Genomic DNA, 19,708 nt, shown 5'->3' with positions numbered 1-19,708 from the left:
GGTTCACCTTACGAAGTTCTCCACATCACGCGGGGTTCTTGCAAAAACCCAGCTCCGGCAGCGGCCTCCGCTCGCCGGCGCGTCATGTTTGGAATCTATACGAATGTCGTTCGAACAACTCGGGCTTTCGACGCCCCTTCTCAACGCGCTTGCCGCCAAGAATTACACCCAGCCGTCGCCGATCCAGGCGCAGGCCATTCCGTACGTCCTCGAAGGCCGCGACCTGCTCGGCATCGCCCAGACCGGCACCGGCAAGACGGCCGCGTTTATGGCACCGTCGCTGCAGCGCCTCGCGGCCAACCGCCCGTCGATGCTGAAGCCCGGCCAGATCCGCATGCTGGTGCTCGCGCCGACCCGTGAACTCGCCTCGCAGATCGCTGCGAGCGCCGAAGCCTATGGCGCCGGCCTCAAGACCACCGTCGGCGTGATCTTCGGCGGCGTCGCCAACGCCAAGTCGCTGCGCACCGTGTCGCGCGGCCTCGACGTTCTGGTCGCCACTCCCGGCCGCCTGCTCGACCTGGTCGACCAGCGCGCGGTCAACCTTTCGATGCTCGAAATCCTGGTCCTCGACGAGGCCGACCAGATGCTCGACCTCGGCTTCATCCACGCGCTGAAGCGGATCGTGAAGATCATCCCGGCCAAGCGCCAGACCCTGTTCTTCTCGGCCACCATGCCGAAGATGATCAAGAGCCTCGCCGACGAATATCTCAAGAACCCGGCCGAAGTCGCGGTCACCCCGGTCGCCACCACTGCCGAGCGGGTCGAACAGCGCGTCACCTTCGTCAACCAGGCGGAGAAGACCGCGCTGCTCACCCTGTTCTTCCAGAACGGCAAGGACATCGAGCGGACCCTGGTGTTCAGCCGCACCAAGCATGGCGCCGACAAGATCGTCCGCATGCTCGGCGCCGCCGGCGTCGCGGCCAATGCGATCCACGGCAACAAGAGCCAGCCGCAGCGCGAAAAGGCCCTCGAAGCCTTCCGCGACGGCAGCGTGCCGATCCTCGTCGCGACCGACATCGCCGCGCGCGGGATCGACATTCCGGGCGTCAGCCACGTCGTGAACTACGACCTGCCGAACGTGCCCGAGCAGTATGTCCACCGCATCGGCCGCACCGCGCGTGCCGGCGCTGACGGCATTGCGATCGCTTATTGCGACCGTGAGGAGCGCGCCTTCCTCAAGGACATCGAGAAGCTGACCCGCCAGAAGCTGGCGGAAGAATCGCTTCCGGCCGGTTTTAACCAGGCGGTGGAAGCGCTCAAGCGCCTCAAGCCGGAACCCAAGCGCGAGCCGCAGCCGCAGCAGCGCAACAAGCGCAACGAAAGCGGTGCACGCGGCCACAACCGCGATCCGCAGCGCTTCGGCCTGCCGCGGCAGGATCCGCGCCGCGACATGCCCGAGGACCGCAGCGGTCCGCGCGAAGGCGGCCGTTCCATGCGCGGTGTCCCCGGTGCCGTTCGTGGTCCGGTCGGCAACCCCGCCCGTGCCGCAACGTCGGCTTCGGGTGGCCAGCCCCAGGCCCAGCGCCACGGCGGCGGACCGCGTCCGGCCGGCCAGGGCGGTGGCCACGGCGGTGGTCGTCCGAGCGGTGGCGGCCAGCGCCGTCGCGGCGGCGGCGGCTTCTCCGGGAACGGCGGCGGTCAGCGCCGCGCCGGCTAAGTAGCTCCAGACTCAGGTGGACTTAGGTCCACCATCGCAACCGAAGGTGGCTGCGCATTGTTCTCTTCCCGACATTATCCCGTCGAAGGAAGAAAATGATGCGCAGCCTTTTCATTGCCGCCAGCGTGCTTGCCCTCGCGGCCTGCAGCGGCACCACCGACACAGCCAACAGCGATTCTGTCGTCACCAACGACATGGCTGCGGTCGACAATCTGATCACCGATGACGGCATGAACGCCGGCGTCGCGGGCAACATGGCCAACGGCGCCGCAGTGGTCACCGTCAACATCGACGGCGTCGCCGCCGACGGTGGCCCGGTCCTCGTCGCGCTGCAGAGCGAGAGCGAATTCGGCAAGAGCGCCGGCACCTACACCACCAAGGTCGAGCCGACCGGCACTTCGGTTACCGCCACTCTGTCGGGCGTCCCGGCCGGCCGCTATGCCGCCGCCGTGGTCCAGGACACCGACCGCAACGGCAGCTTCACCATCGGCGCGACCGGCCCGACCGAGCCCTATGGCTTCAGCGGTACCGCCCAGACGGGCGCCCCGGCCTTCGCCCCCGCGGCGTTCGACGTCGCGGCCACCGGCGGCACGGCCAGCGTGACGCTCAAGGGCAAGTAACCAGTTTGGCGGGCGGTGCGTTTCCCCCCTTGCGCACCGTCCGTCACCCCCTTCCTCTGATAACACGGGCTCCGGCCCTCGCGCGCACGCCCGCGCACGTGACTTCCGGGGGGCATGCGCTATAGCTTCTGCATGGCAGAAGAAGCGAACCAGAACTCCTACGGCGCCGACAGCATCAAGGTCTTGAAAGGCCTCGACGCGGTGCGCAAGCGGCCGGGCATGTACATCGGCGATACCGACGACGGATCGGGCCTCCACCACATGGTGTTCGAGGTGTCCGACAATGCCATCGACGAAGCGCTCGCCGGTCACTGCGACCGCATCCTGATCCAGCTCAATCCCGACGGCTCGGTCACGGTCGAGGACAATGGCCGCGGCATCCCGACCGGCATCCACGCCGAGGAAGGCGTGTCGGCCGCTGAGGTCATCATGACCCAGCTCCACGCCGGCGGTAAGTTCGAAAACACCAGCGACGACAACGCCTACAAGGTGTCCGGCGGCCTTCACGGCGTCGGCGTTTCGGTGGTCAACGCGCTCAGCGAATTCCTCGATCTCACCATCTGGCGTGACGGCGAGGAGCATTACATGCGCTTCCGCCTCGGCGATGCAGTCGCGCCATTGAAGGTCGTCGGCCCCGCACCCGAGGGTAAGAAGGGGACCAAGGTCACCTTCCTGCCCTCTCCCGATACCTTCAAGATCACCGAATTCGACTTTGACAAGCTCGAGCATCGCTTCCGTGAACTCGCCTTCCTCAACTCCGGCGTGCGCCTGGTCCTCGCCGACGCCCGGCACGAGGAGCGCAAGGAAGTGGAGCTGTTCTACGAAGGCGGGATCGCCGCCTTTGTGAAATATCTCGACCGCGCCAAGACCCCGCTGTTTCCCGATCCCATTGCCATCTCGGCGGTGCGCGACGGCATCGGCATCGACGTCGCGCTGGAGTGGAACGACAGCTATTACGAGAACGTCCTGCCGTTCACCAACAACATCCCCCAGCGCGACGGCGGCACCCACCTCGCCGCCTTCCGCGCCGCGCTGACCCGCACCGTCAACGGCTATGCCGAAAAGTCCGGCATGCTGAAGAAGGAAAAGGTCACGCTCACCGGCGATGACATGCGCGAGGGCCTGACCGCCATCGTCTCGGTCAAGCTGCCCGATCCCAAGTTCAGTTCGCAGACCAAGGACAAATTGGTCAGCTCCGAGGTGCGCCAGCCCCTTGAAGCGCTGATGAGCGACAAGATGACCGAATGGCTGGAGGAAAATCCGGTCAACGCCCGCGCCATCATCCAGAAGATCATCGATGCCGCCGCCGCCCGCGAAGCCGCCAAGCGCGCCCGCGAACTGACCCGCCGCAAGGGCGTGATGGACATCGCTTCCTTGCCCGGCAAGCTCGCCGACTGCCAGGAACGCGACCCCGCGCTCAGCGAACTGTTCCTGGTCGAGGGCGATTCCGCCGGTGGCTCGGCCAAGCAGGGCCGCAACCGCCAGAACCAGGCGATCCTGCCCCTGCGCGGTAAATTGCTCAACGTCGAACGCGCGCGCTTCGACCGGATGCTGTCGAGCCGCGAGATCGGGACCATCATCCAGGCGCTCGGCACCGGCATCGGCCGCGAGGAGTTCAATCTCTCCAAGCTGCGCTATCACAAGATCGTGATCATGACCGACGCCGACGTCGACGGCGCCCACATCCGCACGCTTTTGCTGACCTTCTTTTACCGCCAGATGCCCGAACTGATCGAAGCCGGCCACCTCCTCATCGCCCAGCCGCCGCTGTACAAGGTCGCCCGTGGCCGCTCGGAAGTCTATCTCAAGGACGATGCTCAGCTCGACGATTATCTGGTCGACGCCGGGCTCGAAGGCATGCAGCTCGAAACCGCCACCGACATGCGCCAGGGGCCCGACCTGCGCGGCCTGGTCGAGCATGCCCGGCGGGTCCGCACGCTGATGCGCTATGCGCCCAAGAAGTATGACCCGGCCTTGCTCGAAGCGCTGGCGCTGGCCGGCGCGCTCGATCCTGAGCTGGCGACCGCCGGACGCCGCGCCGCGATCGAGAAGGTCGCTTCGTGGCAGGGCCTCGGCGATCCCGAAGCGCGCTGGACGGGCGAACTGGCGGCCGAAGGCGGCTACCTCCTCCGCCGGCTGTGGCGCGGGGTGACCGACGTCACCATCATAGAACCCGCCTTCATCGCCTCGGCCGAAGCCCGCAAGCTCCACACCCTTGCCGCCGAACAGGCCGAGGTCTACCAGACTCCCTCAACCCTCCGCACGCTCAAGAAGGGCGCCGACGTCCAGGCCGAGCCGACCGTCGGCGCCGGCGAAGGCGAGGAAGCGCTCGAGCAGGCCGCCGCCGACACCAAGGGCAAGCCGATCGCGGTCACCCGCCCCTCCGAGCTGCTCAACGCGGTGCTTGCCGCGGGCCGCAAGGGCCTCAGCATCCAGCGCTACAAGGGTCTGGGCGAAATGAACGCCGAGCAATTGTGGGAAACCACCCTCGACCCGGCCAACCGCTCGCTGCTGCGGGTCGAGATCGGCCAGGCCGACGTCGCCGACGAGATCTTCTCACGCCTGATGGGCGAGATCGTCGAACCCCGCCGCGAATTCATCCAGGACAATGCGCTGAGCGTCGCCAACCTCGACGTGTAGGCGTCATATTGCCTTTCGGCTGCAGGACGCTGCCTTTCATAGGGCCAAGTCGCCCTGCGGCTCGCGGCCAGGGATATCCCGCCGGAACCATTCCGTGGTACCGCTATTGAAATATCGTGAAGGTCGCGTGATGTCCCGGCCTCGTTGTTGAGGGAGGTCGGAACGACACAGGCAATTTCGGGCATCGGCGGGCTCGACGACGTCCTCAATGGCGGCTTCGAGCGTGGCAGGGTCTATCTTCTCGAGGGGAGCCCTGGCACCGGCAAGACCACGATCGCCATGCAGTTTCTCCAGTCCGGCGCGAAGCTGGGGGAGAAGTGTCTGTACATCACCCTGTCGGAGACCGAGGATGAGCTGCGCTCGTCCGCGACGTCGCACGACTGGGACCTTGCCGGAATTTCGATCTACGAACTGGTGCCGCCGGAAAGCCTGCTCGACGACGAGCAGCAGCAGAGCCTGCTCTACTCTTCCGATCTCGAACTGGGCGAGACCACCAAGCGTATCTTCGAGGCATTCGAGGCGACCAATCCCGACCGCGTGGTCGTCGACAGCCTGTCCGAGATCCGCCTGCTGGCGCAGAGCTCGCTGCGTTACCGACGGCAGATTCTTGCGCTGAAGCACTATTTCGCCAAGCGCAATTCGACTGTCCTGATGCTCGACGACCTCTCCACCGACGTCAACGACAAGACGGTCCACTCGGTCGCGCACGGCGTCATCCGCCTCGAGGAACTCGCGCCCGAATACGGGGCGGAGCGGCGGCGACTGAGGGTCATCAAATATCGCGGCCGTCGCTTCCGGGGCGGCTATCACGACCTGGCGATCGAGACCGGGGGCGTGCAGGTCTTCCCGCGCCTGGTCTCGGCCGAGCACCGCAACACCTTCGACCGGACCGTCATCAGCACCGGGCAGGAGCGCTTCGACTCCCTCCTCGGCGGCGGGATCGAGCGCAGTTCGAGCGTGCTGATCCTGGGACCGGCCGGCACCGGCAAATCGATCGCGGCCCTGACCTTCATCAAGAGCGCGGTCGGACGCGGCGAAAAGGCCGCCATGTTCGTGTTCGACGAGGAACTCGGACTGCTGATCGAGCGCGCGCGCTCCCTCGGCATCGATCTCCAATCCTTTGTCGATTCGGGTTCGCTCGTCATCGAGCAGGTGGACGCGGCCGAGATGACGCCGGGACAATTCTCTTCCCGAGTCCGTAGCTGTGTCGAGGACTATGGTGCACAGACCGTCGTCATCGACAGCCTCAATGGCTACCAGGCCTCGATGCCGGGCGAGCATGCGCTGGTGCTGCACATCCACGAGCTGCTCCAGTACCTCAATCGCCAGGGGGCCACGACCTTCTTGACCGTGGCCCAGCACGGCCTGGTCGGCGACATGCGCACGCCGGTGGACGTCACCTACCTTGCCGACACCGTGATCCTGCTCCGTTATTTCGAGGCGCTCGGCCGGGTTCGCCGAGCCATCTCGGTGGTCAAGAAGCGGACCGGTGCGCATGAGGACACGATCCGCGAATATCGCATCAGCAGCGAAGGCGTCACGCTGGGCGATCCGCTCGACGGCTTCCAGGGGGTGCTGCGGGGCGTGCCCACTCTGGTCGATTCCGCCAAGCTCATGCCGACTGTCGACAAGGTTTGAAGCGTACAACCCTCTCTGAACGAGCGCTCGTTCTCGCTCCGCGAGGACGCGATGCGGTGATCGCCAGCGAGATGCTGCGCGAGGGGGGGCTCGAAGCCACCGCCTGCGACAGCGTGCCGGCCCTCATCGCCGAGCTCGACAAGGGGGCCGCCTTCGTCATCGTGACGGAGGAAGCGATCGCCTCGACCGACCTCCACGGCCTGGCTGCCTGGATCGAGGATCAGGAGGAATGGTCCGACCTGCCGTTCGTCCTGCTTACCAGCCGCGGCGGCGGGCTTGAGCGCAATCCCGCGGCGCGGCGCTATCTCGAAGTGCTCGGCAACGTGACCTTCCTCGAGCGCCCGTTTCACCCGACCACTTTGCTCAGCCTCGCCAGCTCGGCGCTGCGCGGTCGCAAGCGCCAGTATGAAGCGCGTACCCGTCTGGTCGAGCTCAAGGACAGTGAGGAGCGCTTCCGCACCCTGTTCGAGACGATGGACGAGGGGTTCGCGGTCATCGAATTCATCGACGGACCCGACGGCCCGCTCAGTGACTATGTCCATATCCAGGCCAATCCGGCCTACGAACGCCATGCCGGCATTCCCCAGGTCGTCGGCCAGAAGGTGCGCGAGATGGTCCCCGACGAGGCCGGGGCGTGGGTCGAACTGTACCGCCGGGTGCTCCTGACCGGCGAGCCGATCCGCTTCGAGCGCGAGCTGGTCGCGACGGGTCGGCACCTCGAACTGGCCGCCTTCCGGGTCGAGCCAAGGAGCCGCAACGAAGTCGCCGTCATCTTCCAGGACGTCACCGCCAGGAAGCGGGCCGAGACCGAATTGCTCGAGCTCAACCAGACGCTCGAGCGGCGGGTCGAGGAAGAGGTCGCCCAGCGCGAGATCGCTACCTCGCAGCTGCACGAGGCGCAGAAGCTGGAGACGATTGGCCAGCTGACCGGCGGCGTCGCGCACGACATCAACAACCTGCTGACTCCGATCACCGGCGCGCTCGACATGCTCAATCGCCGCTACGGGGCCGACGATCCGCGCTCGGCCCGGCTGCTCGATGGTGCGCTGCAATCGGCCGAGCGGGCCAAGATTTTGGTCAGCCGCCTGCTCGGCTTCGCCCGCCGCCAAGCCCTGGAAACCCGGGCGATCGACATCGCCACCTTGCTCGAGGGAATGCGCGACCTGGTAGCGAGCTCGATCGGGCCGAGGGTCGAGCTGCGGCTCCATCCCGGGCACGGGCTGCCGGCGGCGATGGCCGATCCCAACCAGCTCGAGCTGGCGCTGCTCAACCTGTGCGTCAACGCCCGCGACGCGATGGACGGCGCCGGCTTGCTAACCGTGGCCGCCGAACAGGCGATGATCGGCCCCAATCAGGGCGGCAAGCTCAAGCCCGGCGCCTATATCCGCATTTCCGTGATCGACTGCGGATCGGGCATGGACGCCGCGACCCTGGCCCGGGCGGTGGAGCCCTTCTTCTCGACCAAGGGCGTCGGCAAGGGCACCGGGCTGGGCCTGTCGATGGTCCACGGCCTCGCTGCCCAGCTTGGCGGCGCGTTCGAGATGAGCAGCGTGGTCGGGCAGGGCACCCGCGCCGACCTTTATCTCCCGGTCGCGCAGGCCGCGGCGGACCCGCTGGCCGTCACCCGCAACGAGGCGGTGACGCCGGTGCGCAAGCTCAGCGTGCTGCTGGTCGACGACGAGGATCTGGTCCGCTCCGGCACCGCCGAGATGCTCCGCGACATCGGCCACGAGGTCCATGAAGCGTCGGGCGGCGCGCAGGCGCTCGCCATGCTAGCCGATGGCCTCGAGGCCAATGCGGTGGTCACCGACTACATGATGCCGCGGATGAACGGCGCCGAATTCGCCGCGCACCTCGAAAAGCGCTTTCCCGGCATGCCGGTGATGATCGTGACCGGCTATTCGGGCGGCGATCTCGAACTCCAGATCCCGCAACTCGCCAAGCCGTTCCGCCAGGCCGATCTCGCCGCGGCGCTCAATCGCCTGACCGGGCCCGACGATCGCAAGGTCCTTCCCTTCAAGCGACACAAGTGACGATTCGGAGCCGACGAGGACAAGTCTGGAACGACGTCAGAAGTCGTAACTGACCCCCGGCACTCCGGCGACGAAGCGTTCACCGGGAATGCCGCGGCGGTCGAGCTCTGCCGCCAGGCGCTCGGGCGGCTCCTCGCGGGCTTCGTTGGTCAGTTGAAAGGTGCCCCAGTGGATGCCGATCGCGCGCTGCGCGTCGAGGGCCGCCATGATCCGCACCGCATCCTCCGGGTTGCAATGCTGCTCGGCCATGAACCATTCGGGCGCATAGGCTCCGATCGGGATCAGTGCGACATCCATGGGGCCGTACCGCGCGCGGATGTCGGCGAAGATCCCGCCACCGCAATAGCCAGTGTCCCCGGCGAAATAGAGCGTCCTGCCGCCCAGCCGCAGCACGAACCCGCTCCACAAGGCCATCCGCCGATCGCGGGTCGTTCGCGACGACCAGTGGTTGGCGGGAACGATCTCGACCCGGACGTCGCCGCCCAGCCCTGTGCCGTCGCCCCAGTCACCGGCAAAGCACCGCGCCTCCGGCGCGGCCTGGCGGATCAGGGTATCGTTGCCGAGGGGGGTGATGAACAAGGGATCGTGCGCCGCGCCCAGCCGCTTTAACGTGGCGAGGTCGCAATGATCGTAATGATTGTGCGACAGCAACACTGCGTCGATCGGCGGCAGGTCTTCGAACCGGATGCCCGGCTCGGTCACTCGCCTGGGACCCGCGAACGAAAGGGGGCTGGCACGCGGCGCCCATACCGGGTCGGTCAGCAAACTCACTCCCGAGCCCTGGATCAGCAGGGTGGAATGACCGACCATGGTCACCCGTAGCCCGGTGACCCGCTCCTCGGGCCGGACGGCCGTGACCGGCACCTGCCTCGGCCAGCGCGCCCTGGTTTCGCGCAGCTGCCAGCGCAGAACGTCTCCCAAGCCCTTGTCGCTGGCCGGGCCGGGCGGGTTGAAGAAGCGCGTTCCGTCGAAATGATCGCTCGGCGGGCCGTCATAATATGGATTGCGCACGCCTGCCGCTCCCTTCAACGCTGACGATTCCGGGGGCTGGCCGGAGCCGGTTCACCAGTGGAGGCGTTCACGGCCAGATGGAAGAGCGGCAACGGCAATGACGGACAGAGCTTCGCTCACCCTCGCCACCTACAACATGCGCAAGGCGGTCGGGCTCGACCGGCGCCGCGATCCTGAGCGGATCCTCGCCGTGCTGGAGGAAGTCGGAGCCGATATCATCGCGCTGCAGGAAGCCGATAAGCGGACCGGCGGCCGGGCCAGCGCAGTGCCGCACGAATTGTGGGAAGGCCATGGTCACTGGCTGCCGGTCCCGCTCGGGGTCAGGAACCGCCGCGCGCTCGACCGCCTGCCGACCGTCGGGGCGCGGGTCGACGAATGGCTCAAGGTCGATACCCGCAACATCGGCTGGCACGGCAATGCGATCCTGGTCCGGCCCGACGTCGGCGTGCTCGACGTCGCCGCGCTCGACCTGCCGACGCTTGAACCGCGCGGCGCAGTGCTGGTGGAGCTGCTGGTCCGCGACCGACCGATCCGGGTCGTCGGACTCCATCTCGACCTCAGCGGCCTCTGGCGCCGCCGCCAGCTAAAGGCGATCCACGAGGCGGTCGCTGCCCGCCAGCACAAGATGCCGACGGTCCTGATGGGTGACACCAACGAGTGGCGCGCCACCGCCGCCTGCCTGCGCGATCTCGAACCCGACTACCGGATCGTCGCCCCGGGCCCGAGCTTTCATGCCCGCCGCCCGATGGCAGTGCTCGACCGGCTGTTCGTCGACCATGCCCTCACCGTCGAGGCGTCCGGGGTCCACGTCAGTGAGCTGGCCCAGATTGCCAGCGACCACCTCCCGGTGTGGGCGCGTATCGGCTGGTAGTCGGCCCTACGCCGCCTTGCCCTGGATCGCACGTTGCCGCCGCCGCTGGACGCTCGACCCGATCCCCACTGCCTCGCGATATTTGGCCACCGTACGCCGGGCCAGCACCATGCCCTGCTCCTTGAGCAACTCGACCAGCTGATCGTCGCTCAGCACCTCGGTCTCCGCCGCCACCAGCCGCTGGATCGCCGCCTTGACCGCGTCGGCGCTGGCGCCCTCGCCATCGTCGGCCGCCACCCCGCTCGAAAAGAAGCTGCGCAATTCGAACAGGCCGTGGTCGCACAGCAGGCTCTTAGCCGCCGCGACCCGGCTGACCGTGCTTTCGTGCATTTCGACCGCCTCGGCGACCTTGCCCATGGTCAGCGGCCGCAGCGCTCGGACGCCGTCGCGGAAGAAACCCTCCTGCGCGGTGACGATGGCGCTGGCGACTTTGACGATGGTCCGTGCGCGCTGGTCGAGCGCCCGGACCAGCCAGGAGGCGCTCTGATATTGCTCCGATAGCCAGGCTCGGCTCTTTCGGTCGCCCTTGGACGCGGTCTTCAGTTCCTGGTGGTAGCGGCGGTTGACCAGCACCCGGGGCAGGGTCGCGGGGTTGAGTTCGACCACGAAGCCGGTCTGGGTCCGCCGCACCAGCACGTCGGGCTCGGCAGCGGTCTGGGGCTCGGAAGCGAAGCGACAGCCGGGCTTGGGATCATAGGCGCGAAGCTCGCGGATCATGTCCGCCAGATCCTCATCATCGACCCCGCAGATCCGCTTCAGCGCCGCAGTCTGCCCCCGCGACAGCAGGTCGAGGTTGGCGATCAGCCGCGCCATCGCCGGATCATAGCGGTCCGCCGCCTTGGCCTGCAGCGCCAGGCACTCGGCCAGGTTGCGCGCCCCGACGCCGGCTGGATCGAGCCCCTGCACGAGCTTCAGTCCCGCCTCGATCTCCTTCAGCGGCACCTCCAGCGCGGCGGCGATGTCCTTCAGCGGGGTCGTCAGCCAGCCGGTCTCCTCCAGCTCATGGACGATCGCCTCCGCCACCCGCCCGGCGCCATGCAGCTGCCCCATCAGATGCTCGCAAAGGCCGGTCTCGCAGCTCGCCAGCCGGTCGAAGTCGAACCCGTCCTCGCCCGGCGCGCCGATCTCGTAGGAGGCGTCGGTCTCCCCCGCCGCCTCGCGCCAGTCGCTGTCGAGCGCCTCGTCGCCCCGCCCGCCAAGCTCGTCGGCGCCCTTGGGGTCGGCCGGGGCGTCGCCATATTCGACGTCCTCGCGCACCACAACGTCGCCTTCGCTGCCCATTTCCAGCAGCGGGTTGCGCGCCATCTCCTCGGCGATCGCGGCTTCGACTTCGAGGTTGGTAAGCTGCAGGAGCTTGATCGCCTGGCTCAGCTGCTGGCTCATCACCAGCGACTGGGAAGCGCGGAGGTGAAGTCCCGGACCCAGTCCCATCGGTCCCGCCTAAGCCCTTACAATTCGAACGATTCGCCGAGGTACAGCCGGCGCACGTCCTGGTCCGCGACCAGTGCTTCCGGAGTCCCGGCGAACAGCACCTGTCCGTCGTAGATGATGCAGGCGCGGTCGACGATGTCCAGCGTTTCGCGAACATTATGGTCGGTGATCAGCACCCCAATGTCGCGCCCCTTAAGATCGCGGACGAGGTCGCGGATGTCGCTGATGCTGATCGGGTCGATGCCGGCGAACGGCTCGTCGAGCAGCATGATCTTAGGATCGGCCGCCAGCGCCCGGGCGATCTCGCACCGCCGCCGCTCGCCGCCCGACAGCGCCATCGCCGGCGATGCGCGGAGGCCCGTCAGCCCGAATTCGCCGAGCAACCGCTCGAGCCTCGCTTCGCGCGCGGCGCGGTCGGGCTCGGCGACTTCCAGCACCGCCATGATATTCTGTTCGACCGTCAGCCCGCGGAAGATGCTGGTCTCCTGCGGCAGGTAGCCAAGGCCGAGGATCGCTCGGCGGTACATCGGCAGCGGGGTGATGTCGCGCCCGTCCATCATGATCCGGCCGTGGTCGGGCTTCACCAGCCCCATCACCGAATAGAAGCAGGTCGTCTTGCCCGCGCCGTTGGGCCCCAGGAGCCCGACCACCTCGCCGCGATGCACTTCCAGGCTGACGTCGCGCAGCACCTGGCGCTTGTCGTAGCTCTTGGCGATGCTGCGCACTTCCAGCCCGCGCATGGCCTGGGGCACGGCGTCGGCCGGCAGGGGAATGGCGCTGGCCTCGTTCATCGAGCCTCAGCCGCCGCGGCGCTGGGGAACGGTGAAGCGCCCGGTGACCCGTCCGCCGCTTTCGCCAACCCCGGCCGGGCCGCCGTCGACCACCGCGCGGCCGCTGTCGAGGTCGATGGTCATCCGCCCGCCGCTGATCCGCGAATCGCCGCGCTGAAGCTGGACCGCGCCGATCAGGGTGATCAGGCGGCGGTTGAGATCGTAGATGCCGAAATCGCCGCGCGCGGTTTCCGACGGACTGCGCACCGTCACCCCGCCGCTGGCGTCGAGCCGGTCGATCTGGAGTCCGCCAGTGCTGGTGTAGGCAACGGTCAGCCGCTCGGTGTCGAGCGCCAGTTCGGCCTGGCGTACCTTGACGTTGCCGGCGAAGATCGCGCGGTCGGCGCGGTCCTGCACCTCGATCCGGTCGCTGGCGACGTCGATCGGGGCGTTACTGTTATGCCCCTTCAGTGCCGACACCGGGCCGCCCTGAGTCTGGGCAAGCGCGACGCCCCCCGCCGTGGTGGCGGCCAACGCGAAGGCGGCTACGAGGTTGGAAATCTTGCCCATGCGGCTCATCTGACCGTCCCGGGCGTGATTTTCAACCGCGCGCCGCCATCCAGCACCACCACGCGGCTATTGAGATCGGCCCGCATCCGCGCCGCGCTGAAGGTGCCGAGCGCCAGTCGTCCGGTCACCGCCCCGTTCAGGGCGACCTGGCGGGTGCCGAGATCGGCCGACAGGCTATTGGCGTTGAAGGTCCCGACCGGCATCCGCCCGCCAATCTGCCCGGTGCTGCGGACCTGCCGGCTCTTGAGGTCGATCAGCACGTCGCGGGTCAGCAATTGCTCGCCTTCTGGCCCGCTGACCCGGACCGGGCCGCTGACCGCCACCTGCTGCTGGTCGAGATTGTAGCGGCCTTGCAGTGCCTGAATCGTCGCCGGGCCCTGGGCCAGCCCGAGCCGCGCGCGCACCCCGCTGATGTCGACGATCGGCACGTTGCTGGTCTGCTGCACTGCGCGGTCGGCGTTGAGGACGAACGGCTGGCCCTTGTCGTCGGTCCCACTGTAGCGCGCCGCCTCGATCTTCATCCGCTCCTCGGCCCGCCCGACATCCTTCTTGTCGAGGATGAAGCTGACCTCCTGGTCCTCGGTCAGCGGCAGCATCAGAAAGATGGCTGCTACTACCCCGACCGCCGAGGGCAGGGCGATCTTGAGCGTGCCGACCAGCTTGTCGTGCCGGCTTCCCGGCTCCGCCCAATGTTGCGCCTTTTCGCGCTGGAGGTTGGCGGCTTCGCTCATCAGCTGTGCGCGAAGATGTCCGTCTCGGGCCAGCCGGCAAGGTCGAGCTCGGCGCGCGCGGGCAGGAAGTCGAAGCAGGACTGGGCGAGCGCGACGCGGCCTTCGCGCTGCAGCCGCACGTCGAGCTTTTCCTTCAGCGCATGGAGGTAGCGCACGTCGCTGGCGGCATAGTCCCGCTGCGCGTCGTTGAGCTCGGCCCCGCCCCAGTCGCTGGTCTGCTGCTGCTTGTTAATGTCGGTTCCGAGAAATTCCTTGACCAGCTCCTTCAGGCCGTGCCGGTCGGTGTAGGTCCGGATCAGCCGCGATGCGGTCCGCGTGCAATAGAGCGGCGCGGCCATGATCCCCAGGTAATGACGCATGATCGCGATGTCGAAGCGCGCGAAATGATACAGCTTCAACCGGTTCGGGTCGCCCAGAAGCGCCTTGAGATTGGGCGCGGCATAGTCGCTGCCGGGCGAGAATCGCACCAGATGCTCGTCGCCGCTGCCGTCGCTCAGCTGCACCAGGCACAGACGGTCGCGGCCGGGGTGAAGACCCATCGCCTCGGTATCGACCGCAATCGGTCCGGGGCCGAACAGCGCCTGCGAGGGCAGATCTTCTTCGTGGAAATGAATGGCCATGGTGATGCGCTACCCTGTGCTTCAGGCCCGCTTAACGGGTCATGACCTGACGGCATAGACAAACGGCTAGAGCAATGCCCTTTTTTCCTGTAGGGTCGACAACGGAATCATGTCTCTTGAGGCATGCCGTGACCGGTTGCGCCGTTGAGCCCAGCGCGTTGGTTTGAATAGAATCGGGTTCGAGGAAGTTTGCACGGGCATGGGTTACGATCGAGGGCGTAAGGGCGACCGCGGTGGTCGCGGACGCGACAGCAAGGGTGATTTCGGCGGCGGTGGCGGCGACTTCGGTGGCGGCGGCTTTGGCGGCGGTGACTTCGGTGGCGGCGGCTTCGGCGGTGGCGACCGCTTCGGCGGCGGCGGCGGCGGCGGTGGATATCGCGGCGGCGGCGGTGGCGGCTTCGGCGGCGGCAGCGGTGGCGGCGGTGGCTATCGCGGTGGCGGCGGCGGCAGCAGCTACGGCGGCGGCGGTGGCGGCGATCGCTTCGGCGGTGGCGGCGGTGGTCGCTTCGGCGGCGGCGGCGGCGGCGGTGGCTTCCGCGGTGGCGGCGGTGGCGGCGGTGCCGGTGGCGGCATGCCCCCGCAGGTCGTTGGCGAAGGCAAGGGCGTCGTCAAGTTCTTCAATCCGCAGAAGGGCTTCGGCTTCGTTGTCCGTGATGACGGCGGCGAAGACGTGTTCGTGCACATCTCGGCGGTCGAGCAGGCGGGTCTCACCGACCTCGCCGACGGTCAGCCGCTCGAGTTCACCCTGGTCGATCGCGGCGGACGCATTTCGGCGACCAACCTGCGCATCGACGGCGAACCGCTCGCGGTTGAGCGCGCCGCGGCCGCTCCGCAGCGGCAGCTGACCGGCGAAAAGGCTTCGGGCACCGTCAAGTTCTTCAACGCGATGAAGGGCTTCGGCTTCATCCAGCGCGATGACGGACAGCCGGACGCATTCGTCCACGTGTCGGCCGTCGAGCGCGCCGGCATGACCAGCCTCAACGAAGGCGACCGCCTCGAGTTCGAACTCGAAGTCGACCGCCGCGGCAAGCATGCTGCCGTGAACCTCAGCCCGCTCCAGGGCTGAGGAACGGCCTCACTCGCGTTCGCGCGAGGGGCAAGGAGGGCTCGCCGGGGAAACCTGGCGGGCCTTTTTGTTTGCGCTCATTCCTTGCGGAACGGCACCTCGGTTCGTAGCGCCTCGAGCTCGAATCGCATTGCCTCGCGCTCGCGGACCAGGAAGTCCGCCACCGCCGCGCGGAACTGCGGATGCGGGATGAAATGCACGCTGCGGGTCAGCACCGGCTCATAGCCGCGAGCGAGTTTGTGCTCGCCCTGCGCCCCGGCCTGGACCGTGCCGAGGCCATGCGCGATCGCCCAGTCGATCGCCTGGTAATAGCACAGCTCGAAGTGCAGGAACGGCACTTCCTCGCTGCAGCCCCAATAACGGCCGTAGAGCGTATCCGCGCCGACCCAGTTGAGCGCGCCGGCGATCGGCTGCCCGTCGCGCTCGGCCAGAAAAAGTAGCAACTGGTCGCCCAGCCGCTCGACCGCGGTCCGGAAGAAGGCGCGGGTAAGATAGGGCTGGCCCCATTTGCGGCTGCCCGTGTCCTGGTAGAAGCGCCACATCGCGTCCATCTCGGCCGCGCCGATCTCGGCTCCTTGCAGGTGCCGGAATGTCAGCCCTTCGCGCGCGGCCGCGCGCTCCTTGCGGATGACCTTGCGCTTGCGGCTGCTGCACCGGGCCAGGAAGCCGTCGAAATCGGTCTCCCCGGCACTGTGCCAGTGAAACTGAACCCCATGCCGTACCAACCAGCCCCGCTTCTCCGCCGCGTCCGCCTCGGCCTCGGTCAGGAAGGTCACGTGTGCCGACGACAGGTCATTCTGTTGGACCACCGTCTCGGCCGCAGCCAGCACCAGCTCCGGCTGCTCGCCCAGCAGGCGCCGCCCTACAACCGGGGTGAACGGCACCGCGACCTGCAGCTTGGGATAATAGTCTCCGCCGGCCCGCTGCCAGGCATCGGCCCAGCCATGGTCGAACACATATTCGCCCTGGCTGTGCGACTTGAGGTAGGCGGCCGCGGCGCCGACGGTCGTGCCACCCTGCGTCACCAGCAGCGGCAGGGGGCTCCAGCCGCTACCTTGGCCGACGCTGCCCGAATCTTCCAGCGCCGACAGGAAGGCGTGGCTAAGGAAGGGGTCGTCCGGCCCGGCCAGCGCGTCCCACTCCGCCGCGTCGACCGAGGCAAAGGACTCGGCGATTCGCGCCTCGACAGGATCATGGTCGGCCATCCCCCTCCCAGATAAGCGCATCGACCCGATCCGAAAGGGCCGCGCGCTCCTCCGCCGTGCGAACGGTCCAGCTGGCGACCGGCCAGCGCCTGCGCGCCTTTGCGACCCACGGCCGCGCAGCAGCCGTCGTTTCGACCGCCAGGAAAGTGGGACGCGCGACGCCAAGCATCGCAAACCTCCGCCACGCCGGCAGGGCGTCGCCAATCACCAGCCCGCGCGGGATGTCCGGGGCATGCCGCGCAAACCAATCCCCGATGCGCGGATCGAAGCTCATCACGCCGACCGGCCCGGGATGCCGCGTAAGGTCGGGGGCCACGGTCCGGCACAGCAGGTCGATCGGCGGCGGCGGACTGCCGGCGCGCGTCTTCAGCTCCAGCAGCAAAGGCGTGTGCTCACCTGCCAGCTCCAGCAGTGCACCAAGCCAGGGAATGCACTCGCGGCTGCCCGCCAGCGTCAACGCCAGCAAGCCCGCGGCTGGCACCGATTCGGTCTCGGCCGCAACGCCGCACAGCCGCTCCAGGCTCGAATCGTGGAAAATTATCGCGAAGCCATCGCGGCTGAGCCGCAGGTCGCACTCGATCCCCGCGCCCGCGTCGATCGCGGCACGGAACGCCGCCATGCTGTTCTCGGGAACGCCGGGACCATGCCGGCCGCGATGCGCGAAGCCGGCCGTCCCAGCGAACAGCCGCTCAGTCGCGGACCTCGACAATCGCATCCACCTCGACCGCGACGCCCAGCGGCAGCGCCGGAACGCCTACCGCGGCACGGGCATGGCGCCCGGCTTCGCCAAACACGTCCTGCATCAGCTCTGAAGCGCCATTGGCCACCTTGGGCTGATCGGTGAAATCGCCCGTCGAATTGACGAAAACGCCTAGCTTCACGATCCGGCTGACCCGGTCGAGCGACCCGCCAAGCGCCTGGGCGACCTGCGCCAGCACCATCAGTCCGCAGCGCCTTGCGGCTTCCTGGCCAGCTTCCAGCTCCATGTCCTCACCCAGGCGGCCGGTGATCCGGCTACCGTCCTCGGCGAAGCTGACCTGGCCCGACACGAACAGCAAATTGCCGCTCTGGACCACGGGGACATAGGCCGCGACCGGGGCGGCGGCGGCGGGAAGGGTGATGCCGAGTTCGGCGAGGCGCTGATCGATGCTCATGGCGCGCGAGTGGCTTCTTGCGCGCCCAAGGTCAAGATTGGCGGGTCATCGCGAACCCGGCCCAGCTCTGCCGGGTCGGCATCAGCTCGATCGAGTTAAAATTGAGGTGCGGCGGCTGACTCGCGACCCACAGGATGGTGTTCGCAAGATCCTCCGCGGTCATCGGCTCGACCCCGGCATAGAGCGCGTCCGACGCGGCCTGGTCGCCGCCGTTGCGGACCACGGTGAACTCGGTCTCGGCCATCCCCGGCTCGATTGAGGTCACCCGGACCCCGGTGCCCGCGACGTCGTTGCGCAGCGCCAGGCTGAACTGGCGCACGAAGGCCTTGGTCCCGCCGTACACCGCGCCGCCGCGATAGGGGTAATTGCCTGCCACCGACGACAGGTTCACGATCAGCCCCTTGGCCTCGATCAGCTTGGGCAGGCAGGTCCGGGTCAACGCCACCAGCCCGGTGACGTTGGTGTCGAGCACGGTCTTGAGATCGTCCCACTTGCTGTCCTGCAGGTCGGCCATCGGCGGTGCCAGCCCGGCATTGTTGACGAGGCAGTCGATCGCCGACCACTCGCCTTCCAAGCTGGCCAGTGTCCCGACCTGCTCCAAATCCTGCATGTCGATCGCCAGCGGAAGGAATGCCGCGCCCAATTCCTCCTGCAGCGCCTTCAGCCGCTCTTCGCGCCGACCGGTCCCGATCACCCGCCAGCCGGCCCCGACGAAGGCGCGGGCGGAGGCGGCGCCGATCCCCGCAGTGGCACCGGTGATGAGGCAGGTCTTCATGGCGCGCGACCTTCCAGTCGTTCCAGGATCCAGGGGGTAGCGGTGGCCCAGTCGTCGATCCGGGCATGGGCCGCCTCTGCCGGCGCGGTGACCGCGGCAAGGCTCGGCTCGGCGATCATATGCAGGCGGTAAGTGTCAGGCGAGTGGGTCGCCACCGAGGCATGATGGACCGCTAGGTCGTCGACGAACACACTATGCGTCGCCCCGTGGCGCTCGATGATCGACTTCAGCGGCTCGCCCTTGCCGCCGCTGTTGCAGACCACCTCGTGATGGATGTTGTGCGCCGCGAGCTGCTCGACCCGCCACGGATGTGCCTTGTGCGGCAGGTTGGTCAGGATCACGATGTCCGCCGTTTCGCCGATCCGGCCGAGCGCCTCGACGGCGCCGGGCACCAAAGTCTGCCGGCTCATCTCCCCCTCGAAGAATCGGCCGAGGTAGGACCAGACCTCCTGCTTGGGCACCACCTCGCCGCTGCCGCGATATTTCAGCGCGGTGCCCATGTCGCCGTCCTCGGGCCGGAACAGCACGTCCTCGTCCTCCTCCAGCCAGGAAGAGAAGTGACGGACCATGTGGAGAAGGACTTCATCGCAATCGGTAATCAGGATCGGTCGGTTCATGGCTCGAGAGCGATCCTCGCGGCAACCAGTTCCTGCGGCTTGATCCCCAGCGTGTCGGCAACCGTCAGCAGGTCGGGCTCATGGTCTTCGAGGAACCGCAGGACGGCAACCAGCACGGCCGGTTCGGACGCCCGGTGGCGCAGGTCGTCGGGCGTCAGCCCGGTCAGCGACAGCAGCCGCGATGCTCTCGATTCGTCTCCAAGTGAAACGGCAAGCGCCTGCAAGGCAACCGTTATGGAGTCACTGTCGTTTGGGCTTGGCCGGATCATAGCCTATACTGAAATTATGAGGAGTGCCTG

At 67.6% G+C, this 19,708-nt stretch carries 19 protein-coding genes; 7 read left to right on the top strand and 12 right to left on the bottom strand.

What is annotated here, in order from left to right; all coding sequences use genetic code 11:
* Positions 1 to 103 precede the first annotated feature (103 nt).
* From M1K48_RS09710 to M1K48_RS09690, 5 genes are all read left to right on the top strand, one after another.
* The gene (locus M1K48_RS09710; protein WP_249454798.1) at positions 104 to 1,657 is read left to right on the top strand and encodes a DEAD/DEAH box helicase; all 1,554 of its coding nucleotides are present in this window, start codon (positions 104 to 106) and stop codon (positions 1,655 to 1,657) included.
* 95 nt (positions 1,658 to 1,752) lie between these two features.
* Positions 1,753 to 2,277, top strand: coding sequence for a DUF2141 domain-containing protein (locus M1K48_RS09705; protein WP_249454796.1), 525 nt, complete (start codon positions 1,753 to 1,755; stop codon positions 2,275 to 2,277).
* A 132-nt stretch (positions 2,278 to 2,409) separates the two neighbouring features.
* Positions 2,410 to 4,917 (top strand): DNA topoisomerase (ATP-hydrolyzing) subunit B, encoded by a 2,508-nt coding sequence (gyrB, locus tag M1K48_RS09700; protein WP_249454795.1) that lies wholly within the window; start codon positions 2,410 to 2,412, stop codon positions 4,915 to 4,917.
* A 183-nt stretch (positions 4,918 to 5,100) separates the two neighbouring features.
* Positions 5,101 to 6,555: an ATPase domain-containing protein gene (locus M1K48_RS09695; protein ID WP_406697352.1), complete on the top strand. Its 1,455-nt coding sequence runs from the start codon at positions 5,101 to 5,103 to the stop codon at positions 6,553 to 6,555.
* Between the two features lie 56 nt (positions 6,556 to 6,611).
* Positions 6,612 to 8,588, top strand: a complete 1,977-nt coding sequence (locus tag M1K48_RS09690; RefSeq protein WP_249454794.1) for a hybrid sensor histidine kinase/response regulator — start codon at positions 6,612 to 6,614, stop codon at positions 8,586 to 8,588.
* Positions 8,589 to 8,624: 36 nt separating this feature from the next.
* On the opposite strand, the gene M1K48_RS09685 is transcribed toward M1K48_RS09690, so the two are convergent.
* Positions 8,625 to 9,599, bottom strand: coding sequence for an MBL fold metallo-hydrolase (locus M1K48_RS09685; protein ID WP_249454793.1), 975 nt, complete (start codon positions 9,597 to 9,599; stop codon positions 8,625 to 8,627).
* Between the two features lie 97 nt (positions 9,600 to 9,696).
* Between M1K48_RS09685 and M1K48_RS09680 the strand changes: the two genes are divergently transcribed.
* Entirely contained in the window at positions 9,697 to 10,470 is a 774-nt protein-coding gene (locus tag M1K48_RS09680; protein WP_249454792.1) for an endonuclease/exonuclease/phosphatase family protein, read from the top strand.
* A 6-nt stretch (positions 10,471 to 10,476) separates the two neighbouring features.
* On the opposite strand, the gene rpoN is transcribed toward M1K48_RS09680, so the two are convergent.
* The 5 genes from rpoN to M1K48_RS09655 are packed head-to-tail and all read right to left on the bottom strand — an operon-like array spanning position 10,477 to position 14,592.
* A complete protein-coding gene (gene rpoN / locus M1K48_RS09675; protein ID WP_249454790.1) occupies positions 10,477 to 11,901 on the bottom strand; it encodes an RNA polymerase factor sigma-54 in 1,425 nt (474 codons plus the stop codon).
* A gap of 17 nt (positions 11,902 to 11,918) precedes the next feature.
* Positions 11,919 to 12,692: an LPS export ABC transporter ATP-binding protein gene (lptB, locus tag M1K48_RS09670; RefSeq protein ID WP_249454788.1), complete on the bottom strand. Its 774-nt coding sequence runs from the start codon at positions 12,690 to 12,692 to the stop codon at positions 11,919 to 11,921.
* 6 nt (positions 12,693 to 12,698) lie between these two features.
* A complete protein-coding gene (locus M1K48_RS09665; protein WP_319941171.1) occupies positions 12,699 to 13,241 on the bottom strand; it encodes an LptA/OstA family protein in 543 nt (180 codons plus the stop codon).
* 5 nt (positions 13,242 to 13,246) lie between these two features.
* Positions 13,247 to 13,972 (bottom strand): LPS export ABC transporter periplasmic protein LptC, encoded by a 726-nt coding sequence (lptC, locus tag M1K48_RS09660; protein ID WP_249454786.1) that lies wholly within the window; start codon positions 13,970 to 13,972, stop codon positions 13,247 to 13,249.
* The gene (locus M1K48_RS09655; RefSeq protein WP_249454785.1) at positions 13,972 to 14,592 is read right to left on the bottom strand and encodes a ribonuclease D; all 621 of its coding nucleotides are present in this window, start codon (positions 14,590 to 14,592) and stop codon (positions 13,972 to 13,974) included. Before M1K48_RS09655 ends, lptC begins: the two co-directional genes overlap by 1 nt.
* A gap of 199 nt (positions 14,593 to 14,791) precedes the next feature.
* Between M1K48_RS09655 and M1K48_RS14350 the strand changes: the two genes are divergently transcribed.
* On the top strand, positions 14,792 to 15,658 hold the full coding sequence (locus tag M1K48_RS14350; RefSeq protein WP_319941170.1) for a cold-shock protein: 867 nt from the start codon (positions 14,792 to 14,794) through the stop codon (positions 15,656 to 15,658).
* A gap of 77 nt (positions 15,659 to 15,735) precedes the next feature.
* Here the strand turns inward: M1K48_RS14350 and M1K48_RS09640 are convergent, their stop codons facing one another.
* From M1K48_RS09640 to M1K48_RS09615, 6 genes are read right to left on the bottom strand one after another with little or no spacing between them, the layout of a single operon-like run.
* Positions 15,736 to 16,863 carry a GNAT family N-acetyltransferase gene (locus M1K48_RS09640; protein ID WP_249454784.1) on the bottom strand — a complete coding sequence of 376 codons (1,128 nt, stop codon included), beginning with the start codon at positions 16,861 to 16,863 and terminating at the stop codon, positions 15,736 to 15,738.
* The gene (locus tag M1K48_RS09635) at positions 16,850 to 17,572 is read right to left on the bottom strand and encodes a glycerophosphodiester phosphodiesterase family protein (protein ID WP_249454782.1); all 723 of its coding nucleotides are present in this window, start codon (positions 17,570 to 17,572) and stop codon (positions 16,850 to 16,852) included. The genes M1K48_RS09640 and M1K48_RS09635 overlap by 14 nt, the downstream gene beginning before the upstream one ends.
* Positions 17,553 to 18,017, bottom strand: coding sequence for a RidA family protein (locus M1K48_RS09630; RefSeq protein WP_249454780.1), 465 nt, complete (start codon positions 18,015 to 18,017; stop codon positions 17,553 to 17,555). The genes M1K48_RS09635 and M1K48_RS09630 overlap by 20 nt, the downstream gene beginning before the upstream one ends.
* A gap of 31 nt (positions 18,018 to 18,048) precedes the next feature.
* On the bottom strand, positions 18,049 to 18,792 hold the full coding sequence (locus M1K48_RS09625; protein ID WP_249454778.1) for an SDR family NAD(P)-dependent oxidoreductase: 744 nt from the start codon (positions 18,790 to 18,792) through the stop codon (positions 18,049 to 18,051).
* Positions 18,789 to 19,409, bottom strand: coding sequence for an HAD family hydrolase (locus M1K48_RS09620; RefSeq protein WP_249454776.1), 621 nt, complete (start codon positions 19,407 to 19,409; stop codon positions 18,789 to 18,791). The genes M1K48_RS09625 and M1K48_RS09620 overlap by 4 nt, the downstream gene beginning before the upstream one ends.
* Complete coding sequence (locus M1K48_RS09615) at positions 19,406 to 19,633, bottom strand: DUF3572 family protein (protein WP_319941169.1); 228 nt, start codon at positions 19,631 to 19,633, stop codon at positions 19,406 to 19,408. Before M1K48_RS09615 ends, M1K48_RS09620 begins: the two co-directional genes overlap by 4 nt.
* Positions 19,634 to 19,708: the final 75 nt, after the last annotated feature.

The sequence above is a fragment of the Sphingomonas glaciei genome (assembly GCF_023380025.1).
Taxonomy (GTDB): Bacteria; Pseudomonadota; Alphaproteobacteria; order Sphingomonadales; family Sphingomonadaceae; genus Sphingomicrobium; species Sphingomicrobium glaciei.
The sequence above is the reverse complement of the archived record's forward strand: the minus strand, read 5'-3'. Positions and strand labels throughout refer to the sequence as shown.

Excerpts from the sequence above, each read along its gene's own strand:
- M1K48_RS09640 (WP_249454784.1), bottom strand. The coding sequence starts at position 16,863 with ATGGCCGACCATGATCCTGTCGAGGCGCGAATCGCCGAGTCCTTTGCC.
- M1K48_RS14350 (WP_319941170.1), top strand. The coding sequence starts at position 14,792 with ATGGGTTACGATCGAGGGCGTAAGGGCGACCGCGGTGGTCGCGGACGC.
- M1K48_RS09665 (WP_319941171.1), bottom strand. The coding sequence starts at position 13,241 with ATGGGCAAGATTTCCAACCTCGTAGCCGCCTTCGCGTTGGCCGCCACC.
- M1K48_RS09705 (WP_249454796.1), top strand. The coding sequence starts at position 1,753 with ATGATGCGCAGCCTTTTCATTGCCGCCAGCGTGCTTGCCCTCGCGGCC.
- M1K48_RS09625 (WP_249454778.1), bottom strand. The coding sequence starts at position 18,792 with ATGAAGACCTGCCTCATCACCGGTGCCACTGCGGGGATCGGCGCCGCC.
- gyrB (WP_249454795.1), top strand. The coding sequence starts at position 2,410 with ATGGCAGAAGAAGCGAACCAGAACTCCTACGGCGCCGACAGCATCAAG.
- lptB (WP_249454788.1), bottom strand. The coding sequence starts at position 12,692 with ATGAACGAGGCCAGCGCCATTCCCCTGCCGGCCGACGCCGTGCCCCAG.
- M1K48_RS09620 (WP_249454776.1), bottom strand. The coding sequence starts at position 19,409 with ATGAACCGACCGATCCTGATTACCGATTGCGATGAAGTCCTTCTCCAC.
- M1K48_RS09710 (WP_249454798.1), top strand. The coding sequence starts at position 104 with ATGTCGTTCGAACAACTCGGGCTTTCGACGCCCCTTCTCAACGCGCTT.
- rpoN (WP_249454790.1), bottom strand. The coding sequence starts at position 11,901 with ATGGGACTGGGTCCGGGACTTCACCTCCGCGCTTCCCAGTCGCTGGTG.
- M1K48_RS09680 (WP_249454792.1), top strand. The coding sequence starts at position 9,697 with ATGACGGACAGAGCTTCGCTCACCCTCGCCACCTACAACATGCGCAAG.
- lptC (WP_249454786.1), bottom strand. The coding sequence starts at position 13,972 with ATGAGCGAAGCCGCCAACCTCCAGCGCGAAAAGGCGCAACATTGGGCG.
- M1K48_RS09630 (WP_249454780.1), bottom strand. The coding sequence starts at position 18,017 with ATGAGCATCGATCAGCGCCTCGCCGAACTCGGCATCACCCTTCCCGCC.
- M1K48_RS09655 (WP_249454785.1), bottom strand. The coding sequence starts at position 14,592 with ATGGCCATTCATTTCCACGAAGAAGATCTGCCCTCGCAGGCGCTGTTC.